The organism is Arcticibacter sp. (assembly GCF_053551015.1).
In genome coordinates this window covers 129,229-142,143 of the sequence record NZ_JBMQOB010000006.1, presented here as the reverse complement: position 1 = coordinate 142,143, position 12,915 = coordinate 129,229, and the positions used below count along the sequence as shown (strand labels likewise).

Sequence of the window (12,915 nt, the reverse complement as noted above, 5' to 3'; positions counted from 1 at the left end):
TTACTGGTATTCAGCGCAATGATTGTTAACTTTCACATTACTTTGTCCCTCGAGAACAACAGGTTTTCCAAAGAGGTAAACAGTAATGTCTTTTTCAGACCGGTTGTTCAAACAAGCGCCTTCCTTATCCACACTGATGTTGATAACCGATTCCCTAAAGAAGATGTTGAAGGAGAATGACTCCCATTTCTCAGGAAGGAATGGATTGAAATGCAACTGATCATCGCGGACGCGCATTCCTGCGAATCCTTCCACAACGCTCATCCATGTACCTGCCATAGATGTGATGTGAAGTCCGTCTTCCGTATCGTTATTGTAATCGTCAAGATCCAGACGTGATGTACGGAGGTAAAACTCATAGGCACGTTTCTGATCGCCTAGTTTAGCTGCCAGGATAGCGTGAACGCATGGTGAAAGTGAACTTTCATGCACGGTGAAGGGCTCGTAGAAATCGAAGTTCCTGCGAATGGTCTCTTCATCAAACTGATCTTCTAGCAGGTATAGGCCCTGAAGCACGTCTGCCTGTTTGATGTAGACAGAACGCAGGATGCGATCCCAGCTCCACTTCTGATTCAAAGGCCTGTCTGCAGGATCAAGCTGACTTACCGGTTTTAGCTCCTTGTCGAGGAAGCCGTCCTGTTGCAGGAACACACCGAGCTTCTCATCCTGTGGGTAATACATATTGTCGACGATATGCTGCCATGCCTGCACTTCTTTGTGTGCATCAAACGACATGGCTGAAGTCAGTTCTGCGTAGCGCTCAGGGTGGTTTCTGCTAACATATTCCAGCGCCTCAATGGCGTACTTCATACACCAGCAAGCCATGGTACTGGTGTACCAGTTGTTGTTGACGTTGTTCTCGTATTCGTTTGGACCGGTTACACCCAGCATGACGTACTGCTTCTTGTCCTCGCTCCAGTTCACACGCTGGCTCCAGAAGCGGGCAATGCCTACCAATACCTCGAGACCGTATTCACTCAGGTATTTCTTGTCGCCGGTATAGCGGATATAGTTATAAATAGCAAATGCGATAGCCCCGTTACGGTGGATCTCTTCAAACGTGATCTCCCACTCATTGTGGCATTCTTCCCCGTTGATGGTTACCATCGGATACAGCGCCGCACCGTCCTTAAAACCGAGTTTCTGAGCATTCTCAATTGCTTTCTGCAGATGCTTATGGCGATAGATCAGAAGTTTGCGAGTCACCTCAGGTGAAGCAGTTGCCAGGTAAAACGGCACGCAGTACGCTTCGGTATCCCAATAGGTGGAACCTCCGTATTTCTCGCCGGTAAATCCTTTCGGACCGATGTTCAGACGTTCGTCTTCACCTGTATAGGTCTGGTTCAGCTGGAAGATATTGAAACGGATGCCCTGCTGTGCTTCTACATCACCTTCGATGATGATATCGCTTTCTTTCCACTTCTCTGCCCATGCAGCAGCCTGCTCATTGAGCATCGTATCAAAGCCCTTTTCAGCCACCCGGCTCAACAGGTTCTTACTGGCCTGCAGCAAATCTTCTTTGGCATAGTTCTCTGAAGAGAGGTTTACCGCATATTTATACAGGTTGATTTGCTGCCCTGCGAGAATCCGGATCCGGAAACGCGCGCCCACATATTTCTCCCTGCTCAACTCTTCGACGTCGAAGCTTTGATCGGTATCGACGGTGAAGCGGCTGGCGGTGCACACGTCAAAAGCCGTCTTCTTGGTACGAAGCGTCAGATAAGCATCCTGACCGTTAACTTCCTTGTACACTTCATCCCAGAATTTCTCCTCATAGTTGGAATCCTGATTAAGCACGTCGCCGTCAATGTATGGAGTGATAGTCAGTACATCATCAAAGTTTAGGGCAGTAACGGAGTACTGAATAGCAGCAGCCTCATCGTCTACAATGCTGCAGAAGCGCTTTGCATAGACGCTGAGCGTTTTGCCGCTTTGAAGCTTAGCAGTAAAGCTGCGCTCCAGATACCCTTCTTTCATATTCAATACCCGCCTGAAATCGGAGACTTCACAGGTATAAAGATCGAGTGTTTCTTCTCCGACCTTAATATCAATACCTATCCAGTTGGCAGCATTCAAAACCTTGGCGAAATACTCCGGATAGCCGTTCTTCCACCATCCTACGCGGGTCTTGTCGGGATAATAGATCCCGGCAACATAATTACCCTGCAGGGTTTCACCGGAGTAGTGTTCTTCAAAATTTGCTCTCTGGCCCATGCGCCCGTTACCCAGGCTGAAAATACTCTCTGATATTTTGTTGAGATGAGGATCAAAACCTTCCTCTATGATATTCCACTCGTCAGCAACGATATACTTTTTCATTTTATACAGTAAAAATTGTTCAGCTAAAACAGACTACAAAGCGTCTAACATATCTACACGAAAGGCCGCAAGTCCGCTTACAACCACATCAGCATCACCTAAAATTTCGGGGGTTCCGATACCTACGACCTTCATTCCACCGGCACGGGCTGCTTCCACTCCGGCAACCGCATCTTCAAACACGACACATTGGCTGGGAGGTATTTGCAGCGCCTCGGCACCTTTCAGGAACACCTCCGGATCAGGCTTCGATGCAGAGACAACATTACCGTCGACGATAACATCGAACAGCTGCAGCAAGCCGGTACGTTCAAGTATCAGGCCTGAGTTCTTACTGGCGGAACCAAGTGCAGACTTCAGTCCGGCTGCTCTTACAGCTTCCAGGAATTCCTTCGCACCAGGTAAGATCTCTTCAGGTGTCATCTCCTGAATCATCTCCACGTACCATGTATTTTTTCGGGTGGCCAGCTCAAGTTTCTCAGCAGGTGTCTTCTCCACTCCACCCCAACCCAGGATAAGCTCCAGCGACTGTACGCGGCTTATCCCCTTCAATTTTTCATTATCTTCTTCAGTAAAGTCGAAGCCGAGTTCATTAGCCAGGCGCTTCCACGCGCGGTAATGGTATACGGCGGTATCAACAATTACACCATCCAGGTCGAATATACAAGCTCTTATCTGTGACATTTTATTTCTGTAACTCCAGCACCCATGTGGTCTTTGCCGGAATATTTATTGTTTGCAATGAATTTATTTTCTCTTGAGAGACCACGTTAAGGGCTTTTGAAAAGCCCTTGGTCCGCTCATGAAAGCGCTTTAACGGAAGCTCGGAAGCGGTTTCATTGGTGTTCATGATGACCATTACGGTCTTATCTGCGTTGTACCGGAAATACACGTAGATGCCATTTTCAGGCACATACTGCATCATTTTACCGGTTTGCAACACCTCGTTGCTCTTGCGGTACCGGGCAAGTGTACGGACAAAGTTGAAGGCTTCATTCTCTTTTGCCGTGCGACCCTGAGCCTTAAACTTGTTCTCTTTATCTCCAGCCCAGCCTCCTTTGAAGTCCTCACGAACCAGACCGTCGGGGTTCGAGAAATTCTTCATCAGAATTTCCGTTCCGTAGTATAACTGCGGGATTCCTCTGGTGGTCAGCAACCAGGCGATACCTGATTTATAGTCATCGAAGTCTTCGCCGATTACAGAGTAGAATCTGCTCAGATCGTGATTATCCAGGAACACAACGTTCCGGGTGGCATCCTGATACATAAAGTCGCTCGCCAGCGTGGTGTACAACTTATTTACACCATCGTTCCATCCAAACTTCCCGTTGAGGGTCTCGTTGATGCCCCACAGGGTTTGAAAGTCAGTCACACCGGGAAGTTCAGTGTCAAAGCCTCTGTTGACGGTGTTTCCTTGTGTGAAAAATGCCTGATTAGGGATACCATGCACCCATGTTTCGGCGAAAAACGTGAATCGTGGGTACTCTGCCTTGATCTGTTTGCCCCATTCTGCCATAAACTCCGGATCGTTGTAGGCGTATGTATCCAGACGGAAGCCGTCCAGACCAGCGTATTCAATCCACCAGATATGGCTCTGGGTCAGGTAGTTCTTAACGAAAGGATTCTTTTGATTCAGGTCAGGCATATGACCGTCGAACCAACCATCGGTCATGATCTTACGATCTTCTTCTGATGCATAAGGATCAAACAGCACCTGATCTTTGAAAGAAGATTTGGTGAACTCAGGCCAGTTATGGACCCAGTCTTTTGTTGGCATATCTTTTAAGATCCAGTGCTGACTACCAAAGTGGTTGTGTACCAAATCTTTGATCACCTTCATGCCACGTGCATGAGATTCGTCCACCAGTTTCTTGTAAAGTGCGTTATCACCAAAGCGAGGATCTATTTTATAGTTCTCTGTATTGGCATATCCGTGATAAGATGTTTTAGGCTGATCGTTTTCCAGAACAGGATTCAGCCACAAGGCTGTAACGCCCATATCTTCCAGATAGTCGAGTTGATTAATGATCCCCTGTATATCTCCTCCATGTCTGTAATACATGGAATCACGGTTTAAAGCAGTTTCCTGCATACCCTTGATCACGTCGTTACGCTTGTCGCCATTGGCGAAGCGGTCGGGCATGATGAGGTATATAAAGTCTTTGTTCGTCACCCCCATGATCCGGTTAGGCGACTTATCACGAGCTTTCAGCTCATATGCGTAGCTCAGTTTCTTCTGGTTCTTCGAAAGGAATTCAATGTTGAATTTACCGGGTCTGGCATCTGCTGAAACCATCAGGTCGATAAACAGATAGTTAGGGTTCTCCACCTTGTGAACCTCTGCGAGCGATACGCCGGCATAGTTCAGCTTCACTTCGCGGGAAGTAATGTTGTTTCCATGAACAACCAACTGCAGTTTCGGGTTGTTCATTCCCACCCACCAGAAGGCAGGTTCCACTCTTTCGAGCGCTGGCACCTGAGCAATTGCCGTAATATGCAAGAACAGACAAACGAGGCCTAGAGTAAAATTCAATTTCATTCCTTAAGTGTTTATTGGTATCACAATGGCAGACTCAGCCCACATGGCCGGGAAAGCCTGCGTAAAATCATACTGTCCGGATGCTATGAGAGCACCCGGACGATATGTATCTATATTTTACTTCTTTGTCAGCTTATACATGTAGTAAGCTCCATTAGACAGATCGAGGGTCACTTCGTAAGTTCCGGCCTCTTTCAACTCAATATTGTCTCCTCCATAGCTCAACACGCCAGTATTGCTTCCTGTACCCAGGTTCATATCCCAGTTACCATTAGCCCTGAACTTGTACTTTCCGGCTTTGAGGGTATAAGTAGCTTTCCACACATTTGCTTCTTTATCGAATGTCATCGGACTATCGGCATCCCAGCCGCCTGGTGTAGCATCACCGATCAAGGCCCAGGTAGTCTTCGCTGCAGACCATTTCAGGGTCTTCTCGTTAAACTTAATCAGGTAATAACCTGCACCTTCCTGCTTGATATTTCCTCCGGATGTACTCAATGCACCAGCACCAGCATCTCCGTAGGCCGGATGATCCCAGTCTCTTGCTGTAGTGATCTTGAATTCCGTGCTGGCATCAGGGAAGTTCACGTAACCTTCGTAACTACCATCGTTCTTCGCAGAACGGATAGCAGGTGCTGTAGCCGGGGTCCAACCCTGGTGACTGCCCACAATAAACAGCGAAGGATAATCAGGAATGCTGGAAACCAGGTAAGGGGTAACCTTCATGGCCACGACGTTGGAATATACAGGAGAAGAGTTAGGAGAAACAGATGCCTTCAAACGAACTTCAAGAGCCGACTCTTTGCCTGCAGGCAACAGAAGACGGTTTAGCAGCAAAGCATTGAAATCCCCTCCGCTGTACTTTCCAGAAGTCCTTCCGGTCATGTCAATCTGATATGGAGAAGCGAAATTCTGCCCTGCAGAATCGATCTCAATCGTATAGTCTGTTATGTTGGTTGCGTAGTCAGGCTGTGACCATTTTACGTCATAGTTATTCCAGGAGAAGGTAATTACCGTGTCGGCTGCCTTATCCTTACTCAGGTTTAGCGTTGTTGACGAAAGCGCCAGTAGCGGAGCATCTCCACCGCTTACAGTCAAGCGCTCCTCGTCCTTTTTGCAGGATGCAAGCACAAACATGGTAAGTGCAAGTACGCCTATATGCTTAAATATCTTTTTCATCAGAATATTATTTCTATTTAGGTGATGATTCATCATGAACCCGGTGGTCTTGACCGCGGCAGCTCATGATGAATCACTTAATCGAATTAGTAACCAGGGTTCTGTGTCAAGTTCGTGTTCGAAATCACATCAGTTGCAGGTAGCGGATAAATCGTACGGTATGCTTCAACGGCCTTACCATTGATCACCCCACCTTTGTAAGGCCACAGGTAAGTGCCCTCTACAAATCTTCCGTAACGGATCAGGTCAGTACGTCTGAAGCCTTCCCAATACAGCTCTCTTGTGCGTTCGTTGAATACGTCTTCCAGCGTAATGCCACTTACATTCCCCGAAGCATCACCGTATGCACGCTGACGAAGGAGGTTGATGTAATTTACTGCAATCGCTGCATTTCCGGAACCTCCGCGAAGCACTGCTTCTGCATAGATCAGATGCATTTCCGCCAGGCGGAACAAAGGAAAATCAGTTGAGCAGTACGTTCCGCCGACAGATTCGGCAGTTGCGCCTGTAGAAGTCAGGTTCGTGAACTTTGTGACGGCCAAACCTTCTTTGAAAACAGACATATCGGTAATTACCGGATTACTGCCAAAGAACATCGCCCTCTTGTCGCGGGTCGTCTTGTAATCACCAAAGGCTGATGGAAGATTGGATCTGCTACGGTTACCACCCCATCCGCCTCTCGGAATACCGAAGGTTTCAGGTTTCATATCGCCATTTACCGCGGCATTGATCAGGTAAGTTGTACCACCATAATTCTGTGTCTTTACTCCATCATAGTTGATAGAGAAGATCACTTCCGGGTTGTTCAGGTTATTATCGGCTTTAAACAGATTCGCATAAACAGGATGCAAAGAGTATTTACCAGAGTTAATCACCTTTTCAGCATAGGCTGCCGCCTCAGTGAATTTAGGTGTGCCGGTGTAAACCTGCGCATTCAGATAAAGGCGGGCGAGTAAAGCCCAGGCTGCTCCTTTGGTCACACGGCCATACTCGTTTGTCTCTTTCAGGTTGCCTTCAATAGCAAGCAGTTCAGACTCCACGTATTTGAACAGCTCCGCACGAGTAATCTGTTTTGGAGACTCCTTACCTACCGAGCTAGCTTCGGTTACAAAAGGAGGATTCCCGAACAGGTCCATTAACACCCAGTACTGAAATGCTCTCAGGAAACGTGCCTCGTTTGCATAATCTTTGATGTTGGCTGCTTCTGCACCGGAGATACCGCGTGAAGATAATTTCGCATCTGTACTCTCGCGCAGGAATTCATTCACAAGCGTTACCTGATAAACGCTGCGGGCATAAACGCCAAGCAACATGATATTAGAAGAAGACCAGTTCATGTAATCCAGTCCCGGGATACCGTCATCACCTACCCATGCACATGCAGCCTCGTCGGTCGGCAATTGCTGAGCCATCCAATAAAGACGCAAGAAGTCGGACGTTCCTGCATCAATTCCTCCCAGGTCACCCGAACCTGCTCCCTGGTTTCCGGTAGTTGCCATACTGCCGTACACCTTAGCGATACCGCTTCTGTAACCTTCAGGTGTTGCATAAGCAACATCTGCCGTAATATCGTTTGTTGGTGCCAGATCAAGGTCCTTCTTACACGAAGAAGCCAGGATCAGCAATCCCAATAGTGCTGTGAATAATCTATTATGTTTTTTCATCGCGATTCCTTTATATAATTAAAACCCAAGGTTAAGACCTAATACAAAAGTTCTTGGTCTTGGATACAACTGGTAGTCGATACCATTCTGAACTTCCGGATCAATACCTTTATAATTTGTCACCGTAAACACGTTCTGAACGTTGGTTGAGATGGTTAGATTACCTGTCTTGCGGTTGTTCAGAACATTTCCGAAATTATAGCTCAGGCCAACATTGTCCATCTTCAGGAACGACGCATTCTTCACGAAGTAGTCGCTCTGATACTGAGCTGTTGAAAAGCCTGCATTCATGAAGTCTCTGGTCACATTGTTCAGGATGCCTGCACCTGAATTAAGCAAGGCAGAGCTGCTGGAGAAGTTAGACGAAACGTTGTCGTACAGGTAATTACCCAAGCTCGCTCTCAGAACAGTGTTCAGGGTCCACTTCTTGTAGTTCACCCCGGTAGAGAAACCAAGAAGTACCTTCGGAGCAGGAGATTTATAGAAATAACGGTCTTGTTCGGTAATCGCTCCATCCCCGTTTAGATCAGCGTATACACCCTGAAGCGGTTTTCCATTTTCATCGTAAACCTGCTTGTACACATTAAATGAATAAGGTGTGCGGTTCAATGTATGTGCCTGGATAAAGTTTCCTGTAGATCCCTTGATACCACCGGTAAGCAAACGATAATCAGGATCGTATGAAGCAGTCAGGTTCGTTACCTTAACCTTATTGTAAGTCAGGTTGAAACCCAGATCCCATGAGAAATCTTCTTTCAATACCGGCTTGCCGTTTAGCGCAAACTCAAAACCTGTTGCTTCCATGTTACCGATATTGGTCAACAGCTGGTTGCTGAAGTTTGATCCTACCGGAATGTTAATAATGCTCAACAAATCTTTTGTCTTTTTCTTATAGACATCAATGCTACCATTAATACGTCCATTCAGGAATCCATAATCCAAACCTGCATTGTAGGTTGCGGTAGTTTCCCATTTCACGTTCGAATCATACGCTACCGGTGCGTTCATGTAATAGAACTGGTTACCAAGCTGGTACATCGACTCGTTGCTGCTGGTTGCATAGTTGGGCAGATAGGAGTAGTTGGCAATACCTTCCTGCTGACCGGTTATACCGTAGCTCAATCTCAGCTTCAGATCAGACAGCGCACGCACTGACTCGAGGAAGTTCTCTTCGTTGATCCTCCAGGTGAAGGCTGCCGAAGGAAACACTCCCCAGCGATTGTCTTCGCTGAAACGGGAAGATCCGTCTGTACGAACCGTACCCGCAAGAATATATTTGCTATTGAAGGTGTAGATCACACGACCATAATAAGACAGCAATCTGTTCTCTGGTTCATCAAACGGATAAACAGGAACCGATGATGGCGTGGTACGATCGCCTTCAAATGTGGTGTAATTGTAGATTTTAGTGCGGTTAGCGTAGAAACCGTAACCTGCTGTAGCGTTGATATTACTCTTCAATGAAGGGATATCTTTCGCATAGTTCAGGTAAAACTCCACCACTTTGTTGGAGATGTCTGACTTATAATCTTTGAAGTATCCGTTCGTTGCGGCGTTCTGTGCAGCAAAAGCAGGAATATAAGTTGAGCCCTTTCCGGTAGATATGTCGTAACCCAAATTTAAGTTAGCGTGTAATTCCGGAAGAAAATGGAACGAATAATCAAACTGCAGGTTACCAAAGCTGCGTGCAGTCTCTCCGCGGTCATCCTTTAGTTCAATAAGCCCGACAGGGTTTCTTGGTGCATTCGGATTAGGCACTCCAGATGTCTGCAGCCACTCAAAATAGTTACCATATTTATTCTCGGTACGCACTGGCTGAGTAGGATCAAACTGAATAGCATTCGCGATAGCATCCTGAAAAGCAAAGCGCGATTTGGTCATCGAACCTTTCAGATTCAGGTCTACTTTCAAATGATCATCAAATAGCTTAGGCGTTACGCTTAAGGCACCTGATGTACGTTTCAGATTATCAGTAATGACTGTTCCATCCTGATTCAAGTATCCAAGTGACAAGCGGTATGGAGTCTTTTTATATGCACCCGCAATGCTCAGGTTGTTATCAGTAGTAAATGCTTGCTGATAAACCTCATCCTGCCAGTTCGTGTTGGCTGTTCCGAGCAAAGCAATCTGATCTGCAGAACCATTCGCGTTAACGAAGTCACGAATCTCGTCAGCCGACAATACATCAACTGTTCTTGCCACTTTAGCTACCGAGTTTTGTGTGTTGAAGCTCACGGACGGCTTACCACTTTTTCCTTTTTTAGTGGTGATCAATACAACCCCGTTGGATGCTCTTGAACCGTAGATAGCAGTCGCGTTCGCATCTTTCAAAACTGTAAAGGTCTCGATGTCATTTGGGTTGATCAAGGAAAGCGGATTTCCGACACCCGGAAGCGTATTCTTTCCGTCTTTGTCCTTGAAGCTCGACAAAGGCACACCATCCACAACGATCAGCGGATCGTTACTCGCGTTAAGTGATGCACCACCGCGAATACGGATGGTACTACCACCGCCCGGCTGACCACCGTTTGTAGTAACCTGCACACCTGCAATCTTACCTACAATCAGCTGATCAGGAGATGTGATGGTACCTTTCTGAAAATCTTTAGAACTTACTGTTGAAATGGAACCTGTAACGTCCTTCTTCTCCTGTGTACCGTAACCGATTACAACTACCTCGTTCAGGTTTTGTGCAGAAGGAATTAATTTTAAGGAAACCTGAACGGCTCCGTTTACATTTACCTGTCTGGTCAGTACTTCGTAACCTACGAAGGTAACCGAAAGGGAGTGCGTTCCCATTGGAATAGAAGCCAGCTTAAACTGACCGTTTCCATCTGTAGAAGTACCCCTGTTCAGGCTCTTAATATTGACCGACGCCCCTGGTAAGGGCAAATTTGCTTCATCGAGCACCACTCCGCTGATACTACCTGTCTGGGCATAGCTCCATCCGGATAGCGCAACAAAGAACAGCAACAGAAGCATTCTCTCCATGTAACGTTTTTTCATTTGAGGGTTATTTAAGTTTTCAATTTTGTGGTTAGCAAAACCTTTGTTTGTAATGGGATAAAGGTAATCGGGAACGTTCCCGAACAAAAGATTTCCAAAGAAAAGTTATCCACATTTTAGGAGCAGAAAATCGATCCGGGACAGAAACAATAAGATGTCAGAAATACACTTACCAAGATATTGTAAATCAAATAATTGAAATTCACAGCATACGACCAGAGTTAAAACACCAGAGAAGAAAGGTCTTCCGGTTTTCTGGGAACGTTCCCGAATGTGGAAAACTTTTCGGCATATATATTCCCGGAAATGCAGGTTTGGAACGCGAAAAAGATGGTTAAACTTATAACATCGATGCAGCCCCGCTCGAATTGCGGATAATGAGCTCTGACCCCAGCACTACATTCTCATGACAATTCGGATCTGAGTCTTCCAGGCGCCGGAACAAAATGCTCGCAGCCTCTTTCCCCATTTCGAAAGCAGGTTGTGTAATGGTAGACAAAGATGGATTAAGAAGCGGAGCGATCTCCAGACTGGAAAAGCACACAATTTTCAGCTCCTCCCCGATCCGGATGTTCAGATCGTGGCATACATAATAACTCGCCAGAGCAAGGCGCTCTACCGAAGCAAACACGCCATCGGGCTTCAGCGACTGGAACATATCGCCCAGCAGCTGCATATTGCTCGACATCTCGTTACTGCAATCAATTACCAGGTCTTCTGAAAACGGGATTCCTGATGATTCAAGCGCATCACAATAGCCCTGCATACGCATCTTACCAATAGAAAGGTTTTTATTTACTACGAGGTAGACAATCTTCCGGCAACCTTGCTCAAGGAGGTGTTTAGTGGCCGTAAAACTACTTTCGTAGTCGTTAGTAAGTACTTTAGAAGCCATGACGTCATCATAAACACGGTCGAAGAAAACCAGGGGAATACTCTTCTTCCGGATCTTGTGCATATAGCTGTGATCTTTGGCCTCTCCGGTAACAGACATGATGATGCCGTCTACACGTCCGTTGTGCAATTCAGATAAGAAGGCAACTTCTTTTTCGAAATCATCATTGGTCAGATAGATCAACACATGATAACCTCTGTCCCTGGCAATACGTTCGATTCCGTTGATAGCCCTGGAAAAGAAATTATTCGCGATCTCGGGAACAACAACTGCAATCGTCTTACTCTTATTCTCCCTCAGGTTGCTGGCCAGATGGTTGGGCTGATAGTTCAGCTCCCTGGCCATAGCAAGGATCTTCTCCTTCGTTTCCCTATTGATATCGCTGTGGCCACGAAAGGCCCGGGATACGGTAGAGGTAGACAGGTTTAGTTTCTTCGCAAGTTGTTTGATATTGATCGAATCCATTAACAGCACAAGTTGATTTTAATTGCCGCTAAGACAAGGCAATCAAATATACAGGCTTTTCAGTGTAACCTTTACACTAATTTAAATAAGAAGATGATCATCTTTCGTATAGCTCAACAGCTCAAAGCCCCTTGATCTTGTCGAAGATCTGCACCACCTTGCGTTCATCCTTCTCATAAAGCTCCAGTCTCCGGTATTTGTTGTACACATAAACAGATGGATATTGCTGAGGCTGAAACTTTGGAAGGAACTCCTTATTGAGATCGATCAGGATCGTCACGTTCTTCTTGTTCAGAAGCTGTGGTGCATATTTCTTAACAAAGTCCTGCGCCTCTTTTCTCCCGTCGAGGGTTACCAGATAAAGCGACACACGCTGCAGGTCGGCATACCGGCTTCCCAGGGTCTTCATGGTCGACTGGCAGTGCGTACAGGTCACATCGAAAAAGCTGAATACCGATCCACGGTCTTTTGGGATCTGCCTGGAGTAAAAAGGATTTCCCTCAACGGTGAAAAATGTAAAGTCGGGAATCTCACGGGCAGGCGTCTGAGCTTCTATGGTGCCTGTTAGGCAGAAAAATAAACATATTAACAACATCAAACCTGATTTCATTGTATTAAGCATAGAATATTCGATAAATAAACAAATTATACCCATCATCAGCAAATGAGAGTCATATTTCATATACAAGAAAAACTATTCCATCATTTTCGTCATCTGCGATCGGCGTTTTTCACATAAGGCTCCTACAGGTTTCGGCTCTCAAGCTCAATAGCAGACAGTTGCATGAAAATAGAAGTCACATCCAAGTTCAGACTACATGAACATTTGTTCCTGATCCTGAAAGAAG

The 12,915-nt window shown here is 46.2% G+C and carries 8 protein-coding genes; all 8 read right to left on the bottom strand.

What is annotated here, in order from left to right; translation table 11 throughout:
• Positions 1-2,319: a glycoside hydrolase family 65 protein gene (locus ACO1NU_RS02755; protein WP_448816925.1), complete on the bottom strand. Its 2,319-nt coding sequence runs from the start codon at positions 2,317-2,319 to the stop codon at positions 1-3.
• Positions 2,320-2,352: 33 nt separating this feature from the next.
• Positions 2,353-3,003 (bottom strand): beta-phosphoglucomutase, encoded by a 651-nt coding sequence (gene pgmB / locus ACO1NU_RS02750; RefSeq protein ID WP_448816924.1) that lies wholly within the window; start codon positions 3,001-3,003, stop codon positions 2,353-2,355.
• A gap of 1 nt (position 3,004) precedes the next feature.
• Positions 3,005-4,858 carry a glycoside hydrolase family 13 protein gene (locus ACO1NU_RS02745; RefSeq protein WP_448816923.1) on the bottom strand — a complete coding sequence of 618 codons (1,854 nt, stop codon included), beginning with the start codon at positions 4,856-4,858 and terminating at the stop codon, positions 3,005-3,007.
• Positions 4,859-4,975: 117 nt separating this feature from the next.
• Positions 4,976-6,037, bottom strand: a complete 1,062-nt coding sequence (locus ACO1NU_RS02740; protein WP_448816922.1) for a SusE domain-containing protein — start codon at positions 6,035-6,037, stop codon at positions 4,976-4,978.
• Between the two features lie 86 nt (positions 6,038-6,123).
• Entirely contained in the window at positions 6,124-7,701 is a 1,578-nt protein-coding gene (locus ACO1NU_RS02735; RefSeq protein ID WP_448816921.1) for a RagB/SusD family nutrient uptake outer membrane protein, read from the bottom strand.
• 18 nt (positions 7,702-7,719) lie between these two features.
• Positions 7,720-10,707 (bottom strand): SusC/RagA family TonB-linked outer membrane protein, encoded by a 2,988-nt coding sequence (locus ACO1NU_RS02730; protein ID WP_448816920.1) that lies wholly within the window; start codon positions 10,705-10,707, stop codon positions 7,720-7,722.
• 340 nt (positions 10,708-11,047) lie between these two features.
• Positions 11,048-12,067 carry a LacI family DNA-binding transcriptional regulator gene (locus ACO1NU_RS02725; protein WP_448816919.1) on the bottom strand — a complete coding sequence of 340 codons (1,020 nt, stop codon included), beginning with the start codon at positions 12,065-12,067 and terminating at the stop codon, positions 11,048-11,050.
• Between the two features lie 121 nt (positions 12,068-12,188).
• Positions 12,189-12,662: a peroxiredoxin family protein gene (locus tag ACO1NU_RS02720; RefSeq protein ID WP_448816918.1), complete on the bottom strand. Its 474-nt coding sequence runs from the start codon at positions 12,660-12,662 to the stop codon at positions 12,189-12,191.
• Positions 12,663-12,915 lie beyond the last annotated feature (253 nt).